Raw genomic sequence first — 18,527 nt, 5'->3', positions numbered from 1 at the left:
TTCGCAGTCACCGCGCTGGTGACCCGTTACATATTGCGACGCAATGAACGTAATCAAGCGTTAGCACTCAATAGCGAGGAGTGCTAATCTTGCACGCAAGAGAGGAATGCAACATGACCCATGCTTTGATTGTTCCGAATCTGCCGGTGGCTGGCGCCCTCGGCAACATCGACAGCTACATCCAGGCTGCGAACCGCGTACCTTTGCTCACCGAAGCGCAGGAGCAGGCGCTGGCCCGGCGTTTCCGCGACGAGGAAGATCTCGAATCCGCGCGCGCGCTCGTGATGTCGCACCTGCGTCTGGTGATTGCCATCGCGCGCGGCTATCTGGGCTACGGCCTGCCGCACGCAGACCTGATCCAGGAAGGCAATATCGGCCTGATGAAGGCCGTGAAGCGCTTCGATCCCGATCGCGGCGTGCGCCTGGTGTCGTTCGCGATCCACTGGATCAAGGCTGAAATACACGAATACATCCTGCGCAACTGGCGTCTCGTGAAGGTGGCGACGACCAAGGCTCAGCGCAAGCTGTTTTTCAACCTGCGTAGCTTGAAGCACAGCAGCAACACGCTGAATCCGGCGGAAGTCCGCGAAGTGGCGAAAACGCTGGGCGTCAAGCCGGAAGACGTCGTCGAGATGGAAACCCGTCTGGCCGGACAGGACATCGCGCTCGAAGGCAACACCGACGACGACGACCGCGACAGCGCCCGCATGGCGCCGATCAGCTGGCTGACCGACAGCGCGGCCGAACCGCTCGAAGTGATGGAAGCGGCGCAGGACGTGCGTCTGCGCGAAGAAGGCCTGCAGTCGGCACTGGCCGCGCTCGACGACCGCAGCCGCACCATCGTGCAGCGCCGCTGGCTGGCGCAGGAAGGTGAATCAGCCACGCTGCATGAACTGGCCGACGAGTACGGCGTATCGGCCGAACGCATCCGCCAGATCGAAGCGAAGGCCATGCAGAAAATGAAAGCCACCATGCACCGTGCGCTAGGCGTGGCCGCCTGACCCGAACGACGGCCGCGATCTTTCGGCCGGACAAAAAAAAGCGACCTTCGGGTCGCTTTTTTTGTCAGCCGGCTGCGAGCAGAGCCTTCAGGTCCTGGGCAATATTGTCAGCCGTCTCGCCGTGACGGATGAACAGTCGCAGCCTGCCCTGCGCATCATGGACGTAGGTCCCGGCAGAATGATCCATCGTGTACTGGCCTTCGGTACTGCCGGCGACCTTCTGGTAGAAAATCTTGTATTCCTTGGCCGTGGCGGCAGTCGCCGCGGCATCGCCGCGCAGACCGACGAAGGAGGGGTCGAATTTCGGCACATAGCCGGCGAGCAGTTCGGCCGTGTCGCGCTCCGGGTCGACCGTGATGAACAGCACCTGCACTTTTGCCGCATCCGGCCCGAGCTGCTCGAGCGCCAGCTTCATGGTGGACAGGCTGGTCGGGCACACATCGGGGCAATGCGTGAATCCGAAGAACAGCGTGACCAGCTTGCCCTTGTAATCAGCGAGCGTTCGCTGCTGGCCGGTGTGGTCGGTCAGCGTGAAACCCCTGCCGTATTCGGCACCGGTCACGTCGATGCTGCGATAACTGGGGCCCGACGGACTACAGCCCGACAGCGCAATAGCGAACAGCGCAGTCGCGAAAAAGCGGCGGTTCATAGCGGGATGTAGTGGTCGACCAGCAGCGCGGCAAACAGCAGGGACAAGTGCCAGAGTGAAAAGCGGAACGTGCGCTTGGCGAGGTCATCGGAGTAATTACGCATCAGGCGCCAGGCGTAGGCAATGAAAATACCCCCCAGCACGACGGCCGCCGCGAGGTAGATCCAGCCACTCATGCGCGAGGCGAATGGCAACAGGGTGACCGCGAACAGGATCAGGGTGTACAGAAACACCTGCAGCCGGGTGTATTCGGAGCCATGCGTCACCGGCAGCATCGGCAGACCTGCCTTGGCATACTCCTGCGTGCGGTAGAGCGCCAGAGCCCAGAAATGCGGCGGGGTCCACGCAAAAATGATCAGGAACAGCAGCAGTGCATCGGAAGACACTTCACCGGTCACCGCGGCCCAGCCCAGCACCGGCGGCATCGCGCCGGAGGCGCCGCCGATCACGATGTTCTGCGGTGTCGCCGGTTTCAGTATGACCGTGTAGATGATGGCGTAGCCGATGAAGGTCGCCAGCGTGAGCCACATGGTCAGCGGATTGACCCAGTGGTAAAGCAGGGTGAGGCCGACTCCGCCAACCACACCCGAGAACACCAGCGTTTCGAGCGAGTTCACTTCACCGCGCGGCAACGGACGTGCCCTCGTGCGCGCCATCACGGCGTCGATCTTCTGTTCCACCAGGCAGTTGATCGCAGCGGCGGCGCCCGCCACCAGCCCTATTCCCACGGTGGCGGCCAGCACCACACCCATCGGCGGCAGGCCTTGCGGCACCGCGAGAAACATGCCGATCACCGCGCAGAAAACGATGAGCTGGACAACGCGCGGTTTGGTCAGCTGCAGGTAATTGGCCAGCCTCAGCGACAGGGGCGGTAGGTCAAGCCGCATGGCTTTCATGGAGCACTCCGGGATAGCGTTGCTGCGCAGCGGCGCGAAGGCGGTAGTTTATCAGCACCATCACGATCACCAGCGCCGCAGCGCCGCCATTGTGTGCAGCAGCCAGCGGAAGCGGCAGACTGAACCAGACATTGGCCAGGCCGAGCAACACCTGCAGCACCAGAATCGCCAGCAGTGCAGCCGACAGCGCTGCATGACCAGCCCTGCGCAAGCCGAACGCGAGGGCCACCAGAACAAGTGTCGCAATGACGGCGCCGACCCGATGCATCCAGTGGATCGCCGTCAGCGCTTCGATGGTCAGCGTTTCGCCATCTGCCCCGACGCCCAGTTCGCGGATGACGTGGAAGCCGTTGGCGATATCCATCTCCGGCACCCAGGCGCCGCGGCAGGTCGGCAGATCGGAACAGGCGAGCGCAGCGTAATTCGTGCTGACCCAGCCACCCAGCGTGATCTGCGCTGCGAGCACCACGAAGGCCGACATGGCGAACAGGCGCAGCGCCGGACTGACGGTAATGCGGGATGGCGCGAGCGTGCGCGCGTACAGGCAGACCAGCAGCGCGAGCACGGTCAGGCCGCCGATCAGATGACCGGTGACGATGGCCGGTTTGAGCAGCATGGTGACCGTCCACTTGCCGAACATCGCCTGCAGGCCGACCACGCCTATGAGGGCCGTCGCCAGCCAGGGCGACGCCGCAGGATCGCGCCGGTTGCGCCACGCGAGTGCGGCGATGCCGACGATGCACAGGCCGACGATGCCCGCAAAATAGCGGTGGATCATTTCCTTCCAGGCCTTGGCAAAGGTCACAGGACCGTGCGGATCGGCTTCCTGCGCAGCGGATATGTGATCGGACGCCTGGGTTACGGTGGCGTGGCCATAACAGCCAGGCCAGTCCGGACAACCCAGCCCCGCGTCGGACAGTCGCACATAGGCGCCGAGCACGATCAGTACGAAGGTCATCACCAATGTGGCGATCAACAACTTGCGGTAGGTATTCATCAGCCGAGCCTCGAGTACTTCATCAGTCGTTGGAAATCCTTGATCATCTTCTTCGGGTCCGGCTCGTCCGGATAGCGCATGATCAATTGCCCGAGCGGATCGACCAGGTAGATGGCTCGTGCATGCGCCGGTTCCCGGATCAGCGCAGCCAGCGTCGCCGAGCCTTCCGCGCGCACGATGTGCATGCCTTCGATCGCCTCGACCAGCTTGGCCTGCGGCGAGGTCGCGTCATTGAGTAGCCAGACGCGTTCGATGCGGTCCTGATGTTCACCCTGAGCCTTGCGTACCTGACGGATGAAATACAGCGATTGCTCGCAGCGGGCATCGCAAGCGCCGCTGTCGGCCAGCACCAGCGTCCAGCGCCCCTTGAGACTGGAGAAATCAAAGGACTTGCCCGTGATCGACGTCAGCGCCTCTTTCGGCAGAGGCTGCGGTGACAACAGCTGCCCGTAGTTGACCGTGCTGTCGGGTCGCCACAAATAATAAAGAGCGTACGAGGCGATCAGTGGCAGCGTGCACACCAGACCGATTACAACCAGCGTCTTCTTGCCGTTCAAGACTTCTCTCCTGTTTTCTTCATCGCAGCGAACAGTCCGGACAACGCCGTGACGAGGGCGAAGGCGTACCACTGGCCGGCGTAGGCGATGTGTTTGTCGATGCCGAACTCGGGCTTCAGACGCTCGCGCGTCAGACCATCTTCGGGGCCACCATGCTGCGCGAGAATGAAGGGCGCCAGTTCCAGCGAACTGGCCCGTGCGACGCGATCAACCGTCACGTTCTGCCACACCTTGCCCTCAACCGAATCCGCCGACAATTCGACAAACCTCGACTCGGCACGCACTACGACGCCTTCGATGCGCTGCTCGCCGGGTTCGGTCAGAACAGCCGGCAGATCTTCGCGCAGGCGTCCGCTGCGTACCCAGCCACGATCGACCAGCACACAGCGACCAGCCGTCTGGCAAAGCGGCATGAATACCCCGTAACCGACCTGACCGTTGCGTACCCGGTTATCGGCGTAGATCAGTACGCTGGCCTTCCACACCCCTTCGATCGTGGCACTCGAATACTCGGGCGGAGCGACCGGCCCCCATTGGGTGACGTCGAGTGCGGGTGCGGCCTGGGCGCGTTCATAGGCAGCGAGAAGACCCTGCTTGTAGTGCGCGCGCGCGGTTTGCCATTGTGCCGCGCCGAGCGTGACCGAGATGACCAGCGCGCAGATCAGCGCAGGCCAGAATCGGATCACGAAAGTGCGGCGGGCGAAGGTGAACTGGGTCATTGCGGTGAGACGTCCGGGATACACTGGACATCTTGAAAAGGGAATCGTTTGATGCGCTATCTCGTAATTGTCGTCTTGCTGTTCATCATTGCCAGCCTGGGTTCGGCGCTGTTCTTCCTGTTCCGCGATACGGGAAACTCGAGCCGGATGATGCGCGCGCTGGCGCTGCGCGTTGGCTTGTCGATCGCGCTGTTCGTCGCACTGACGCTGAGCTACCGCTTCGGGCTCATTGAAGGAAAACTCTGAGCCCGGCTTCATGTCGCGGCCGGACGCAGCAGCGCTCGTTTCATCAAGCGGTTCAGCACCGGACCGGATCCACGAAAAAAAGCGCCGCACGATGTGCGGCGCCGAGTATTTATTTTTTAAGGGCTCTTGTTTGATACCGGCCCACTCTCCTCCTCGCTAATTCTTTTCCATCAAATCCAGTAGACCACAACAAAAAGCAGCAACCAGACGACGTCAACAAAGTGCCAGTACCAGGCAACCGCTTCGAAGCCGAAATGATTTTGTGACGTGAAATGTCCGGCAAAGACGCGGCACAGTATCACGATCAGCATCGTTGCACCAATGGTGACGTGAAAGCCGTGGAATCCGGTCAGCAGATAAAACAGCGATCCGAACACGCCGGTCGTCAGCTTGACGTTCAGGTCTGAGTAGGCGTGCGTGTATTCATACACCTGGAAACCCAGAAAGACGACGCCAAGCAGGATGGTCAGGAACAGACCGAGCTTCAGTTGTCCGCGATTGTCATGCAGCAGGCCGTGGTGCGCCCAGGTCAGGGTGGCGCCCGACGTGAGCAGCAGGAAGGTATTGAGTGCCGGTATGCCCCATGCGCCCATCGGGGTGAACGGTCCGCCGTCGTACGCCGGACCGGGGTTCGGCCAGACGTTCGTCGCCTCGGGCCACAGCAAGGCCTGATGTTCGAGCGACGCGAGATCAGGGATGGCCAGCACACGTGCGTAGAACAGCGCGCCAAAGAAGGCCGCAAAGAACATCACCTCCGAAAAGATGAACCAGCCCATGCTCCAGCGGAACGACATGCCGACGCGCTTGTTGTACAGACCACCTTCCGACTCGTGGGCAACCTTGCGGAACCAGACGAACATCATGTACAGCAGCGTCAGGATGCCGGCACCCAGTACATAAGGACCACCCTGGATCGCATTCATCGTCAGCACCGATCCCAATGCAAACAACAGCAATGCGACCGAACCGGTGATCGGGTAGGTCGACGGCGACGGCACGAAGTAATACGGAGCCTGGTGAGGCGTATTCGAACTCATTTTTTGATTTTCCTTCCCGTTATTCTTTCAGGCAATACTGATCAGAATTTTCACAACCACCAGCAACGTGATCACGAACAACGCGGCGGCCACGACGCCCGTGATGATAACTTGCACCGGCGTCAGCGACGCCGCTGCTTCGTCATGATTGCGCTTCCCCCGCACTCCGGCGAATGCAGACAATACGGTCACGACATTGCGAAAAACACTGGCCATGCTCAACCCCCTGTTCCGGCGCTGCCGTCACGCCCGGCCGCCTCGGCCGTCGCACCGGGGACCTCGAAGAAGGTGTACGAAAGCGTGATGGTGTTGATGTCCTTCGGCAGCGACGAAGATACCAGGAAGGCTACCGGCATCCGCCGTACCTCGCCCGCCGCGAGGGTCTGCTGCTTGAAGCAGAAACATTCCATTTTCTGGAAGTACTGCATCGCCGCCGACGGCGTGTAGCTCGGAATCGCCTGGCCGGTCACCGCGCTCTGTCGCGTGTTTGACACCTCATACTCGATCGTCACGACTTCACCCGGATGCACCACCATGGAACCGGTCACCGGCTTGAAATTCCACGGCAGCTTGTGCAGGTTGGCGTCGAACTCCACCGTCACGCTGCGCGAGCGGTCTACCTGCGTGTTCAGCGGCAGGCTGTTGTCCTGCTTGTTCAGGTTGTTGACGTCCAGCACCTGGCAGAGCTTTTCGTAGAACGGCACCAGCGCGTAGCCGAAACCGAACATCAGGAACGCCGACACGATCAACCGCACCAGCGTGGAGCGGTTGCGCCTGTCGGACACCGTTCCGCCCTGTTCCGGAGACGTCATTGGCCCGACAATCCGTAACGCACCACAAAGGCCACAAACACTGCAACGGCAGTCCCCGCCAGCCACACCGCAGTACGTACGTTGCGGCGGCGGAGTTCGTCATCGCTCGAGGTCACAGCGGCGCTCACTTGAAGACCGGCGGCGTTTCGAAGGTGTGATGCGGCGCCGGCGACGGCACCGTCCACTCCAGACCTTCAGCGCCATCCCACGGCTTGGCCGAAGCCTTCTCGCCACCCTTGATGCACTTGAGCACGACGACCAGGAACACCAGCTGCGACAGACCGAAGCCGAAGGCGCCGATCGACGAGATCATGTTGAATTCGGCGAACTGCAGCGAGTAGTCCGGAATCCGGCGCGGCATGCCGGCGAGGCCCAGGAAGTGCTGCACGAAGAAGGTCATGTTGAAGAACACGATGGACAGCCAGAAGTGCAGCTTGCCCAGCTTTTCGTCGTACATGTGACCCGTCCACTTCGGCAGCCAGTAGTAGGCGCCGGCGTAAGCGGAGAACAGCGCACCCGCGACCATGACGTAGTGGAAGTGCGCCACGACGTAATAGCTGTCATGCAGCTGGATGTCCACCGCGGTCATCGACAGCACCAGTCCCGAAAAACCACCCAGCGTGAAGAGGAACAGGAAACCGATCGAGAACAGCATCGGGGTTTCGAAGCTCAGCGAACCGCGCCACATGGTGGCCACCCAGTTGAACACCTTCACACCGGTCGGAATGGCGATCAGCATCGTGGCGAACATGAAGTACAGCTGCCCGGCGACCGGCATGCCCACCGTGTACATGTGGTGTGCCCACACGATGAAGGACAGGATGGCGATCGACGACGTGGCATAGACCATCGACGCGTAACCGAACAGCGGCTTGCGCGAGAAAGCGGGAATCACCTGCGACACGACACCGAAGGCCGGGATCGCGATGATGTACACCTCGGGGTGACCGAAGAACCAGAAGATGTGCTGGTACAGCACCGGGTCACCGCCACCGGCAGCGTTGAAGAAGCTGGTGCCGAAGTGACGGTCGGTCAGGATCATCGTGACTGCACCTGCCAGCACCGGCATTACCGCGATGACGAGGTAGGCCGTGATCAGCCAGGTCCAGCAGAACAGCGGCATCTTCATCAGCGTCATGCCCGGCGCGCGCATGTTGAGCAGCGTCGTCACGATGTTGATCGAACCCATGATCGACGAAATGCCGAGGATGTGGACCGCGAAGATCGCCATGTCCATGCCGATACCCATCTGCACGGTCAGCGGCGGATACAGCGTCCAGCCCGATGCAGCCGCACCACCGGGCACGAGCAGCGACGAGGTGAGCAGGATGGCAGCCGGCGGAAGCAACCAGAACGACCAGTTGTTCATGCGTGCGAACGCCATGTCGGATGCGCCGATCATCAGCGGAATCATCCAGTTCGCAAAGCCGACGAAGGCCGGCATGATTGCGCCGAACACCATGATCAGGCCATGCAGCGTGGTCATCTGGTTGAAACGGTCGGGGTCGACCACCTGCAGGCCGGGCTCGAACAGCTCGGCGCGGATGACCAGCGCCATGACGCCGCCGACGAGGAACATTGCAAAGCTGAACCACAGGTACATCGAGCCGATGTCCTTGTGGTTGGTCGTAGTCACCCAGCGCATGATGCCGGTGGGCTGATGGTGGTCATGATCGTGCGCGTGGTCGGCACCGCCCGGAATCGCAGCCATGTTGATCTCCTGAAAATCTAGAATGTTGACTGAAGGTTCGGAGACGGTCGCTTACTCGCGCGCCACCTTGATGTCCGACGGCTGGACGACTTCACCGGTGGCATTGCCCCAGCTGTTCCGGGTATACGTAATCACGGCAGCAAGCTCGGTGTCGCTCAGATGCTTGAAGGCTGCCATCGCCGTACCCGTCTTGCCGTGCAGCAGGATATCGATCTGACCGTCCTGCGGGCCGAGCACAACCTTGGACCCGACAAGCGCGGGGAAGGCGGGCGGCAGACCCTGCCCATTCGCCTGGTGACAGGCGGCGCAGTTGGCAGCGAACACCTTCTCGCCGCGCGGGGTCAGTTCTTCTACGAGGTACATCTTGTTCGGGTCGTCAGCGGCGGCCGCCATCGCCTTCTTTTTGCCGTCGACCCACACCGCGTACTCTTCCTCGGTGACGATCTTCACGACGATCGGCATGTAGCCGTGTTCCTTGCCGCACAGTTCCGCGCACTGACCGCGGTAGGTACCCGTCTTTTCGGCGCGGAACCATGTATCGCGAATGAAGCCCGGTATGGCGTCCTGCTTGACGGCAAGCGCCGGCACCCACCATGCGTGAATGACATCGTTGGCTGTCGTCAGGATGCGGATCTTCTTGCCAACCGGAACAACCAGTTCGTTATCGACTTCGAGCAGGTAGTTCTCACCCTTCGGAGCTTCATTGCGCACCTGCGGCTGCGGGGTGGAAAGCGTGCTGACGAAATTGATGCCCTCGCCCTCACCCTTCAGGTAGTCATACCCCCACTTCCACTGGTACCCAGTCACCTTGATGGTGATGTCGGCGTTCGTCGTATCACGCATCGCGAGAATGGTTTTCGTCGCGGGCCATGCCATGCCGAGCAGGATGAAAACCGGAACGATGGTCCAGAGTATTTCGACCGTCGTGCTTTCGTGGAAGGTTGCCGCCTTGTAACCGGCGGATTTGCGGTGCACAAACACCGACCAGAACATCACTCCGAAAACGGCGACGAAAATGACGCCACAAACGATGGTCATCAGCAGATGCAGGTCGTAGACGTCGCGACCGAGCGCCGTGATCGGCTCCTGCAGGTTCAGTTTCATTTCCGCCCGGGCAACCCCCGAAAGCAGAAACAAACCCATCGCTGCCCAAGCCCGACGGGCAATGGGCAAGCCACCTCTTGATAGCGCCATAGTGCAACCCCAGATTTATGTTGTGATTGGTTCTGTGAAACGGTGATTCCAGACAACGGCAAAACAAAGAACAGCTAAAACCGCCTTTCCCGCAATCTTCCAGCCAGATCGCGCGCAAGTTTTGCGCGACCTTTTTCATCGAGGTAACGACCGACCGTCACTTGTCTGTCGCGACACCGTACAACGACTTCCGAACCGAAACCGACCTTACGCGTTTCAACCTTTGCCCATGCCGGTGCGAACTCGTATCGGCTCACACGCGTTTTTTCGCAGACCTCGACAAGCAGTCGCTCATCGTCGAGATGAATGCGTTCAAAGTCACCTACCCTGCGCCCGTACGCAATGAACGCAAGCCCGAGCGCGCTGATCTCCAGTCCGGCAAATGGAAACACCCACCACACACCTACTGCCGCCCACGCAGCAGCGATCGCCAACGACAGCGCACAGGTGACCAGGAAAAAAGTCAGGAGCGCGCGCGGCGACATCGAACAATTGCGGCGGGCTTCAATGCTGAACTCGCTGGATTGGCTGAGAACTGCAGACAAGTGGACTGCCTCGGAAGTGGAGCTCCCCTGATACGACCACTGCGGGCCGCTCGGCAATCGACAAGCTAGCACACGCCCCCTCGCTTATCAATATCGCAGCCGAGCAAAACTCAAGGCGCGGACCTCACACTGATGACGGATCAAGTCGATTCAGCAACTTGCGGTGGATGCCGCCGAAGCCGCCGTTGCTCATCATGAGCACATGGTCGCCGGGACGCACCACACGCATCAACTGGTCGAGCAGTGCATCGACCGACGATGCAACCCGCGCCCGCTGCCCCAGTGGAGCCAGCGCAGCGACAGCATCCCAGCCCAGGGAATCGCCGCCGAGACAGAAGGTCAGGTCGGCCGATTCGAGTGCCGCGGGCAGGCGGGCCTTCATCACGCCAAGCTTCATCGTGTTCGAACGCGGCTCGATCACGGCCAGGATGCGCGCCGCGCCCACCGCCGAGCGCAGGGCGCGTATCGTTTCGTCGATGGCGGTCGGATGGTGTGCAAAGTCGTCATAGACCGTCACGCCGGCCACCTCGCCGACCCGCTCGAGACGCCGGCGGATGCCCCGGAATGTCGCCAGCGATTCGAGCGCGTGCTCCGGCCTGACGCCGGCGTGGCGCGCCGCGAGCATGGCCGCGAGCGCGTTGTTCGCGTTGTGCATGCCGGGCATCGCGAGCCGGCCCGAAACGTCCTCGCCGGCCGGGCCGCGCACGTGCAGCGCCTGTCCGGCCCCCTTTACCTGCCAGCCAGACGGCGTGTTGAACCACTCGACTTCGCTCCAGACACCGCGCGCCAGCACGCGGTGCAGCGATTCTTCGGCGCCATTGGCAATGATGCGGGCGCTGGCAGGCATGGTGCGCACGAGGTGGTGGAACTGAGTCTCGATAGCGGCCATATCAGCGAAGATGTCAGCGTGATCGAACTCGAGATTGTTCAGGATGGCGGTACGCGGCCGGTAATGGACGAATTTCGAGCGCTTGTCGCAGAACGCTGTGTCGTACTCATCGGCCTCGATCACGAAGAACGGCGCGTCGCCCAGTCGCGCCGACACACCGAAATTCAGCGGCACGCCGCCGATCAGGAAGCCGGGCTTCAGTCCGGCATCCTCGAGCATCCAGGCCAGCATCGAGGTCGTCGTCGTCTTGCCGTGCGTGCCGGCGACCGCGAGCACCCAGCGCCCTGCCAGCACATGCTCCGCCAGCCACTGGGGACCCGATACATACGGCAATCCGCGATCCAGCACAGCTTCCAGCAGCGGATTGCCGCGCGACACGGCATTGCCGACGACGAACAGGTCAGGTTCGAGATTGATCTGCGCCGGATCGTAGCCCTCGATCAGATTGATACCCAGCTGTTCGAGTTGCGTGCTCATCGGTGGATAGACGCCGGCGTCGCAGCCGCTGACCTGATGTCCGGCCTCGCGCGCCAGTGCGGCAACACCGCCCATGAAGGTGCCGCAGATGCCGAGGATGTGAATGTGCATGGCTGGGTGATGTGACAGAATGGCCGCAGATTCTATCAACCCGGGCACGCGCCCACCCTCTGCAGCATCCGCCATGCGCCCCAGCAACATGAGACGGCAGATCGCAAGCACTGCCGCGCGACTGATCGCCGAAGAAGGCATCCGTGACTACGGGCTCGCCAAACGCAAGGCAGCGCGTCAGCTCGGCATCGGCCCGAACGAGGAACTGCCGACCAACGCCGAAATCGAGGAGGCGGTGCGCACCTACCAGTCGCTGTATCTGGCCGACGAACAGCCGGAGCAATTGCGCACGCTGCGCAGCGCCGCCGTGACGCTGATGGCAGAACTCGCTCGCTTCAGCCCTTACGCCACCGGCGGCGTCGTGGATGGGACAGCGGGACGCTTCACGGCGATCGAACTGCAGGTATTTGCCGACAGCGCAAAGGAGGTCGAACTGTTCCTGCTCAACAACGGCGTCGATTTCGATTCGCGCGACCCGCGCCGGCCCGACCGGAACAGCCCGGAAACAACGCTGCTGTTCGAGTGGGATGACCTGCCGGTGGAACTGGCGGTCTTCCCGGCCGGTCTGGAACGCTCCCGGGGGCGCGAGCGGCTGCGCGCCGAATCGCTGCGTGCACTGCTGGACAACCAGGAGATCGAGGAATGAATATCTGGCTGCGACGCAGCCTGATCGCCGCCGTTGTACTCGCCGCCGGCGCCGCAGGCGTGTGGAGCGCCCTGTCGCGCCAGCCGAAGCTGGATGCGGCGCCGACGACAGTCGCCGCCGATCGTCTCGACGCGCTCAGGCTGGCTGACGTCAGCGGCACCGACATGCCCTTCTCGGCATGGCGCGGCAAGCTTCTGGTGGTGAATTTCTGGGCCACCTGGTGCCCGCCGTGCCGCGAGGAAATGCCCGGTTTTTCGCGCATTGCCGGACGACTGCGCGACCGCGGCGTGCAATTTGTCGGCATCAGCATCGACAGCGCAGACAACGTGCGCCAATACCTGCAGGAAGAAGCGATCGACTATCCGCTGCTGATCGGCGGAGCCGACGCGATACAGATTTCTTCAGAACTGGGCAATACCGCGCAGGGCATGCCATTCACGGTGATTTTCGCGCCCGACGGCAGCCTGGTCGAACGCAAGCTGGGCACCTACAAGGAAGAGGAACTGGAAGCCATCCTGCTGGCAAGGTTGCGCTGACCGGATTGCCGCCGGCTGGACAAATTGCAGCCAAGTCCGGCAAACTTGCCGCCATGCAGCCTACAACTCGCCGCAAGGCGTCAAAAACTACCGCGCAGCCGGACAGCGTTGAAAAGCTGGCCGAGACGCGTCGCATACTTGTCCTGCACGGGCCCAACCTGAATCTGCTGGGCACGCGGGAACCGGGCATCTACGGTCATCTGACGCTGGCAGACATCGATGCACGGCTCAAGGTGATTGCGCTGGAGCGCGGCGTGGTCATCGAATGTTTCCAGAGCAACCACGAAGGCGAACTGGTCACGCGCATCCAGCACGCGCGGACCGAGCAGATCGACTTCATCCTCATCAACCCGGCCGCCTACACCCACACCAGCGTGGCCATTCGCGACGCACTCACGTCGGTCAGCATTCCGTTCGTCGAGGTTCATCTGTCGAACGTTCATGCACGAGAAGCGTTCAGGCACCACTCCTACCTGTCGGACGTCGCCGTCGGCGTCATCTGCGGACTCGGTGCCTACGGTTACGAAGCTGCGCTGGAGTTCGCGCTCCGCCGGCTCGACACCACACAATAATTAAACATGCACAAACACCGCACCACGCACGTGGGCGGTTTTCTTGCGGGGAAAATCATGGATTTGCGCAAACTCAAGAAACTGATCGATCTGGTGCAGGAATCGGGCATATCGGAGCTCGAAGTCACCGAGGGCGAAGAAAAGGTGCGCATCGCCAAGCACCTTCCGCCGACCATGCAGACGACCTACGTGTCGAGCCAGCCAGCGCCGCAGCACGCTGCACCGGCGCCCGCCATTGCCGCCCTGCCGGTCGTCCCGGCCGAAGCGGCCCAGCCGGAGGGCCATGTGGTGAAGTCGCCGATGGTCGGGAGTTTCTATCGCTCGTCTTCGCCCGGCGGTAAATCCTTCGTCGATATCGGTCAGACCGTAGTCGTCGGCGAGACGCTGTGCATCATCGAAGCGATGAAGCTCATGAACGAGATCGAGTCGGACGCTGCCGGCGTCGTGAAGGCGGTACTGGTCGAGAACGGCCAGCCGGTCGAATACGGCCAGCCGCTGTTCATCATCGGCTGAGCGCGGACACGAGACGATGTTTGAAAAGATACTGATCGCGAACCGGGTTAACCAGCTGCCGTCGGGCAGCGCAGCGACGAAGTCAAATCGCACGACGGCCGAAGGCCGTCAGGGCGTTTTCGCCGCGGAGGCTGGCCATGTTTGAAAAGCTGCTGATCGCGAACCGCGGCGAGATCGCCCTGCGCATCCTGCGTGCCTGCCGCGAGCTGGGCATACGCACGGTGGCCGTGCATTCCGAAGCCGATACCGAGGCGAAGTACGTCAAGCTCGCCGACGAGTCGGTATGCATCGGACCGGCGCCGTCGAGTCAGTCCTACCTGAACATTCCAGCCATCATTTCGGCGGCCGAGGTCACCGATTCGGAAGCCATTCACCCGGGCTACGGTTTCCTGTCCGAGAACGCCGACTTTGCCGAGCGGGTCGAGCGCAGTGGTTTTGTGTTCATCGGTCCGCGTCCTGAAACCATCATGCTGATGGGCGACAAGGTGTCGGCCAAGGACGCAATGAAGGAAGCTGGCGTGCCGGTGGTGCCGGGTTCCGAGGGCGCCCTCGGCGAAGACCCGAAGGAAATCATCCGCATCGCGCGCGGCATCGGGTATCCGGTGATTATCAAGGCGGCCGGCGGCGGCGGCGGGCGCGGCATGCGCACGGTGCATACGGAGGCCGCACTGCTCAACGCGGTGCAGATGACGCGAACCGAAGCGGGCGCTGCGTTCAACAACCCCTCCGTGTACATGGAGAAGTTTCTCGAAAACCCGCGCCACATCGAAATCCAGGTGCTGGCCGACGCACACCGCAACGCGGTCTATCTGGGCGAGCGCGACTGCTCGATGCAGCGGCGGCACCAGAAGATCATCGAGGAAGCACCGGCGCCCGGCATTCCGGCGCGCATCATCGCGCGCGTCGGCGAACGCTGCGCCGAAGCCTGCCGGCGCATCAACTACCGGGGCGCGGGTACGTTCGAGTTCCTGTACGAGAACGGCGAGTTCTATTTCATCGAAATGAACACCCGCATCCAGGTTGAACACCCGGTGACAGAACTGATCACCGGCATCGATCTGGTGCAGGAACAGATCCGCGTGGCGGCCGGCGAAAAACTGCGCTTCAAGCAGCGCGACATCAAGCTGACCGGTCATGCGCTGGAATGTCGCATCAACGCCGAAGACCCGTACAAGTTCACACCCAGCCCGGGCAAGATCACCGGCTATCACCCGCCCGGCGGACCCGGCGTGCGGGTCGATTCGCACGTCTATCAGGGATATACCGTGCCGCCCTATTACGACTCGATGATCGGCAAGGTGATCACCTACGGCGACACCCGCGACCAGGCAATCCGCCGCATGAGCATTGCCCTGTCGGAAATGATCGTCAGCGGCATCAAGACCAACATCCCGCTGCACCAGGAGTTGATGCAGGACGCGCGCTTCGTTGATGGCGGCACCAGCATCCACTACCTCGAACAGAAGCTGGCGGATCAGGTACTGGCCAAAGCCAAATGAGCACCGACGACCAGCCCATGGATGCAGCAGGCGGCTGGATCACCGTCACGCTGCTGGCTGATTCGCTTCACGCCGAAGCGCTGTCCGACGCGCTGCTCGACGCCGGCGCGCTGTCGGTCGACATCGAAGACGCCGATGCGGGCACGCCGGATGAGAAGCCCCAGTTCGGCGAGCCCGGCCTGCCGGTGGCGGTCGAGTTGTGGCCGCATTCGCGCCTGCATGCGCTGTTCGAACGCGACGCCGATCTCGCCTCCGCCATGGCCGAAGCGGCCGAGGCGGCCGGTCTGACTGCGCCGCCCCCCTACACGACGTCGCAGCTCGACGAGCAGAACTGGGTGCGCATCACGCAGGCCCAGTTCGACCCGATCCGCGTGTCCGACCGACTGTGGATCGTGCCGTCCTGGCACGCCCAGCCCGACCCGGCGGCGATCAACATCACGCTTGATCCGGGCATGGCCTTCGGCACCGGCTCGCACCCGACCACCCGTCTCTGCCTGGAATGGCTGGACCGCGTAATCACCGGCGGCGAAACCGTCATCGACTACGGATGCGGTTCGGGCATCCTGGCACTGGCGGCCTCGCGTCTTGGCGCTGCGCAGGTGACCGGCACCGACATCGACCCGCACGCACTCGACGCCGCGCGCTACAACGCCGAGCGCAACGGCGCCACACTCGAGCTGATGCATTCGCGCGAAACCATCGACCATCAGGCCGACATCGTGGTGGCCAACATCCTCGCCAATCCGCTGACCGTGCTGGCGCCGCTGTTGTGCGGCCTGACGCGGGGTGGCGGGCGCATCGCGCTGTCCGGCATCCTGTCCGCCCAGACCGGCATGGTATGCGACGCCTACCGCCCGGCCTTCGAACTGGAGGTTGCCGGCGAGCGCGACGGCTGGGTGCTGCTGACCGGGACACGCCTCTGATGCTGTCCCGTTGCCCGGCCTGCGCCACCGTCTTCCGCGTCGATACGGTGCAGATCCGGGCACGCGAGGGCCGGGTGCGCTGCGGCCGCTGCCACGCCGTATTCGATGCGCTGGACGCGATGGTCGACATCACCGCCCTGCGCGCAGCCGGTCCGGTCGCCGCCGGCACCACGCCGGTGGTCCCACCTGTATCGCCGGCGTTGGCCACATTGTCCGCGGACACGGTCGATCCGGTCAGCGACGCGCCGGACACCGACCTTTCACGCATCTTCGCTGCCGCACCGACCGGCGATCCTGACCACCCGCCTGCCCTACCCGAAGAAAGCCATGCCACGCTGAATGTGGTCGATGCGCTCGACGTCCGGGTGAGCAGCGAAGCGTCTGCCGTCACGACCGACCTGCTGACCGAGCCGGGCGACCTGACGGAGCCCCCCGGCCAGCCGAGGCCCGAGCCGGGTGGCAGCATGGACGCGCTGGTCGCGCGCACCACGGGCTACTGGGGCATGCCCTCGCTGGCCGAACCCTCGCCCGCCTCATCGCCCGAACCGGCTGCCCCGCACGAACTCGACCCGGACGTCACCCAGCCGCTCGACATTTTCGAACTGGACGCTCCCACCGAGCCCCGGCTCGATCCGGCCCACGAATCAGCCATCACTGCCGATTCAGCGGATGCGTCGCGTGCGCACAGGCCAGCGGCCGAAGACGCGCTGGTCGCAGAAGCCGCCGAGGGCGATGCAGAACCCTCCATCCGCTCGCCAGACGACCCGATCGACGGCGCCGCCCCCGAACCCGGCGCCAGCGGCGACACGCCCGACGGGGTGGCTGCTCCTGCGCCCGCGCGCGACCCGCTGCTGGATCCGCCGCCGGCCCTTGAACCGGTGCGCGACCCAGCCGTGCAGCGCATCCGGCGCGAGCTGTATGGCGACGAAGAACCGGCGGCACGCAGCGGACTTCAAACGATGCTCTGGATCGCCGGCTGCCTGCTGCTCGCGCTGGTCGCGACGGGCCAGCTGACCTATCACTTCCGCACCGAACTTGCGCTTGCCCAACCCGCGCTCAAGCCTTTGTTCGAGCAGGCGTGCGCGCGCATCGGCTGCAGCGTGCCGGCGCCGCGCGAACCCGACAAGGTGAGCATCGAGGCGTCGGAACTGACACCGGAACCCGGACGGGAGCCGCTGCTGCGCTTGTCGGCACTGTTGCGCAATACCGCCACCTTCGAGCAGGAATGGCCGCATCTCGAACTGACGCTGACCGATACCGGCGACCGCGCCGTCGTGCGGCGCGTGCTGACGCCGTCGGAATTCCTGCCCCCGGACGCCCGTACGAAGAGTTTCGCTCCGGCATCGGAACAGACGGTCGGCGTGCTGGTCGACCCGGCGGAATCCGGCGCCAGCGGCTACCGCCTGTACGCCTTCTATCCCTGACCCCGGCGCGTCAGCGCCGGCCCCCACACCGACACCGAGGACACTGCGATGACCCAGACTGTATTGCTGGCCGGCACGCCCATCCATCTCGCCGGACATTTCCCCGTGCAGGGGTCGCGGGCCCCGTCGTTCACGCTGGTCGGAACCGATCTGGCCGACGTCGCGCTGGCCAGTTTCGGCAGCCGGCGCAAGGTGCTCAACATCGTGCCCAGCCTCGATACGCCGGTCTGCCAGGCATCGACTCGCCGCTTCAACGAGCAGGCCGGCAAGATGAACAATACTGTCGTGCTGGTCATTTCGGCCGATCTGCCGTTCGCGATGAAGCGCTTCTGCGAAACCGAGGGGTTGTCCAACGTGGTGTCGTTGTCGACGCTGCGCGGTCGCGAATTCATGGCGAACTACGGGGTGGAGATACTCGATGGACCGCTGGCCGGGCTGACCGCGCGCGCCGTCATCGTGCTGGACGCGAACAATGGCGTGCTGCATGCCGAGCTGGTGCCTGAGATCAAGCAGGAGCCCGACTACGACGCCGCGCTGGCCGCACTGAGGTAGGCAGCCGCCCAACCGACCGGT

General features: G+C 63.1%; 23 protein-coding genes. 10 read left to right on the top strand and 13 right to left on the bottom strand.

Features of this window, described 5'->3' with window-relative positions; translation table 11 throughout:
- Positions 1 to 113: 113 nt before the first annotated feature.
- Positions 114 to 1,001 carry an RNA polymerase sigma factor RpoH gene (gene rpoH / locus Q8Q80_RS17640; protein WP_305634174.1) on the top strand — a complete coding sequence of 296 codons (888 nt, stop codon included), beginning with the start codon at positions 114 to 116 and terminating at the stop codon, positions 999 to 1,001.
- A 64-nt stretch (positions 1,002 to 1,065) separates the two neighbouring features.
- Here rpoH and Q8Q80_RS17635 read toward each other — a convergent pair whose 3' ends face one another.
- From Q8Q80_RS17635 to Q8Q80_RS17615, 5 genes are read right to left on the bottom strand one after another with little or no spacing between them, the layout of a single operon-like run.
- The gene (locus Q8Q80_RS17635; RefSeq protein WP_305634173.1) at positions 1,066 to 1,650 is read right to left on the bottom strand and encodes an SCO family protein; all 585 of its coding nucleotides are present in this window, start codon (positions 1,648 to 1,650) and stop codon (positions 1,066 to 1,068) included.
- Positions 1,647 to 2,546: a heme o synthase gene (gene cyoE, locus Q8Q80_RS17630; RefSeq protein WP_305634172.1), complete on the bottom strand. Its 900-nt coding sequence runs from the start codon at positions 2,544 to 2,546 to the stop codon at positions 1,647 to 1,649. The genes Q8Q80_RS17635 and cyoE overlap by 4 nt, the downstream gene beginning before the upstream one ends.
- Positions 2,527 to 3,543, bottom strand: a complete 1,017-nt coding sequence (locus Q8Q80_RS17625) for a heme A synthase (RefSeq protein ID WP_305634171.1) — start codon at positions 3,541 to 3,543, stop codon at positions 2,527 to 2,529. Before Q8Q80_RS17625 ends, cyoE begins: the two co-directional genes overlap by 20 nt.
- Positions 3,543 to 4,100, bottom strand: a complete 558-nt coding sequence (locus Q8Q80_RS17620; RefSeq protein ID WP_305634170.1) for a hypothetical protein — start codon at positions 4,098 to 4,100, stop codon at positions 3,543 to 3,545. The genes Q8Q80_RS17625 and Q8Q80_RS17620 overlap by 1 nt, the downstream gene beginning before the upstream one ends.
- Positions 4,097 to 4,819, bottom strand: coding sequence for an SURF1 family protein (locus Q8Q80_RS17615; RefSeq protein WP_305634169.1), 723 nt, complete (start codon positions 4,817 to 4,819; stop codon positions 4,097 to 4,099). The genes Q8Q80_RS17620 and Q8Q80_RS17615 overlap by 4 nt, the downstream gene beginning before the upstream one ends.
- 51 nt (positions 4,820 to 4,870) lie before the next feature.
- Between Q8Q80_RS17615 and Q8Q80_RS17610 the strand changes: the two genes are divergently transcribed.
- The gene (locus Q8Q80_RS17610; protein WP_257080855.1) at positions 4,871 to 5,065 is read left to right on the top strand and encodes a twin transmembrane helix small protein; all 195 of its coding nucleotides are present in this window, start codon (positions 4,871 to 4,873) and stop codon (positions 5,063 to 5,065) included.
- A 170-nt stretch (positions 5,066 to 5,235) separates the two neighbouring features.
- Here Q8Q80_RS17610 and Q8Q80_RS17605 read toward each other — a convergent pair whose 3' ends face one another.
- From Q8Q80_RS17605 to mpl, 8 genes are all read right to left on the bottom strand, one after another.
- Positions 5,236 to 6,102 carry a cytochrome c oxidase subunit 3 gene (locus Q8Q80_RS17605; protein WP_305634168.1) on the bottom strand — a complete coding sequence of 289 codons (867 nt, stop codon included), beginning with the start codon at positions 6,100 to 6,102 and terminating at the stop codon, positions 5,236 to 5,238.
- A 27-nt stretch (positions 6,103 to 6,129) separates the two neighbouring features.
- Positions 6,130 to 6,318, bottom strand: coding sequence for a DUF2970 domain-containing protein (locus Q8Q80_RS17600; RefSeq protein ID WP_305634167.1), 189 nt, complete (start codon positions 6,316 to 6,318; stop codon positions 6,130 to 6,132).
- Positions 6,319 to 6,320: 2 nt separating this feature from the next.
- The gene (locus tag Q8Q80_RS17595) at positions 6,321 to 6,914 is read right to left on the bottom strand and encodes a cytochrome c oxidase assembly protein (protein WP_305634166.1); all 594 of its coding nucleotides are present in this window, start codon (positions 6,912 to 6,914) and stop codon (positions 6,321 to 6,323) included.
- Positions 6,911 to 7,030 (bottom strand): cytochrome oxidase small assembly protein, encoded by a 120-nt coding sequence (locus Q8Q80_RS17590; RefSeq protein WP_305634165.1) that lies wholly within the window; start codon positions 7,028 to 7,030, stop codon positions 6,911 to 6,913. Before Q8Q80_RS17590 ends, Q8Q80_RS17595 begins: the two co-directional genes overlap by 4 nt.
- An 8-nt stretch (positions 7,031 to 7,038) precedes the next feature.
- Positions 7,039 to 8,625 (bottom strand): cytochrome c oxidase subunit I, encoded by a 1,587-nt coding sequence (gene ctaD / locus Q8Q80_RS17585; RefSeq protein WP_305634164.1) that lies wholly within the window; start codon positions 8,623 to 8,625, stop codon positions 7,039 to 7,041.
- Between the two features lie 51 nt (positions 8,626 to 8,676).
- Positions 8,677 to 9,729 (bottom strand): cytochrome c oxidase subunit II, encoded by a 1,053-nt coding sequence (gene coxB, locus Q8Q80_RS17580; RefSeq protein ID WP_305634163.1) that lies wholly within the window; start codon positions 9,727 to 9,729, stop codon positions 8,677 to 8,679.
- A gap of 164 nt (positions 9,730 to 9,893) precedes the next feature.
- On the bottom strand, positions 9,894 to 10,364 hold the full coding sequence (locus Q8Q80_RS17575; protein ID WP_305634162.1) for a DUF2244 domain-containing protein: 471 nt from the start codon (positions 10,362 to 10,364) through the stop codon (positions 9,894 to 9,896).
- Between the two features lie 124 nt (positions 10,365 to 10,488).
- Positions 10,489 to 11,841, bottom strand: coding sequence for a UDP-N-acetylmuramate:L-alanyl-gamma-D-glutamyl-meso-diaminopimelate ligase (mpl, locus tag Q8Q80_RS17570; protein ID WP_305634161.1), 1,353 nt, complete (start codon positions 11,839 to 11,841; stop codon positions 10,489 to 10,491).
- Positions 11,842 to 11,914: 73 nt separating this feature from the next.
- Between mpl and Q8Q80_RS17565 the strand changes: the two genes are divergently transcribed.
- The 8 genes from Q8Q80_RS17565 (at position 11,915) to tpx (ending at position 18,506) form a co-directional block, all read left to right on the top strand.
- A complete protein-coding gene (locus Q8Q80_RS17565; RefSeq protein WP_305634160.1) occupies positions 11,915 to 12,487 on the top strand; it encodes a nucleotidyltransferase in 573 nt (190 codons plus the stop codon).
- Positions 12,484 to 13,023: a TlpA disulfide reductase family protein gene (locus Q8Q80_RS17560; RefSeq protein ID WP_305634159.1), complete on the top strand. Its 540-nt coding sequence runs from the start codon at positions 12,484 to 12,486 to the stop codon at positions 13,021 to 13,023. Before Q8Q80_RS17565 ends, Q8Q80_RS17560 begins: the two co-directional genes overlap by 4 nt.
- A 53-nt stretch (positions 13,024 to 13,076) precedes the next feature.
- Positions 13,077 to 13,595, top strand: coding sequence for a type II 3-dehydroquinate dehydratase (gene aroQ / locus Q8Q80_RS17555; RefSeq protein WP_305634158.1), 519 nt, complete (start codon positions 13,077 to 13,079; stop codon positions 13,593 to 13,595).
- A gap of 57 nt (positions 13,596 to 13,652) precedes the next feature.
- On the top strand, positions 13,653 to 14,108 hold the full coding sequence (gene accB, locus Q8Q80_RS17550) for an acetyl-CoA carboxylase biotin carboxyl carrier protein (protein WP_305634157.1): 456 nt from the start codon (positions 13,653 to 13,655) through the stop codon (positions 14,106 to 14,108).
- Between the two features lie 137 nt (positions 14,109 to 14,245).
- Positions 14,246 to 15,607, top strand: coding sequence for an acetyl-CoA carboxylase biotin carboxylase subunit (accC, locus tag Q8Q80_RS17545; RefSeq protein WP_305634156.1), 1,362 nt, complete (start codon positions 14,246 to 14,248; stop codon positions 15,605 to 15,607).
- Positions 15,604 to 16,530, top strand: coding sequence for a 50S ribosomal protein L11 methyltransferase (prmA, locus tag Q8Q80_RS17540; RefSeq protein WP_305634155.1), 927 nt, complete (start codon positions 15,604 to 15,606; stop codon positions 16,528 to 16,530). Before accC ends, prmA begins: the two co-directional genes overlap by 4 nt.
- Complete coding sequence (locus tag Q8Q80_RS17535; RefSeq protein ID WP_305634154.1) at positions 16,530 to 17,954, top strand: DUF3426 domain-containing protein; 1,425 nt, start codon at positions 16,530 to 16,532, stop codon at positions 17,952 to 17,954. Before prmA ends, Q8Q80_RS17535 begins: the two co-directional genes overlap by 1 nt.
- A 48-nt stretch (positions 17,955 to 18,002) precedes the next feature.
- Positions 18,003 to 18,506: a thiol peroxidase gene (tpx, locus tag Q8Q80_RS17530; protein WP_305634153.1), complete on the top strand. Its 504-nt coding sequence runs from the start codon at positions 18,003 to 18,005 to the stop codon at positions 18,504 to 18,506.
- Positions 18,507 to 18,527: the final 21 nt, after the last annotated feature.

Origin of the sequence: Methyloversatilis sp. (assembly GCF_030698125.1) — a bacterium.
In the GTDB taxonomy this organism is placed as follows: domain Bacteria; phylum Pseudomonadota; class Gammaproteobacteria; order Burkholderiales; family Rhodocyclaceae; genus Methyloversatilis.
This window is presented reverse-complemented; position numbering and strand designations above follow the sequence as displayed.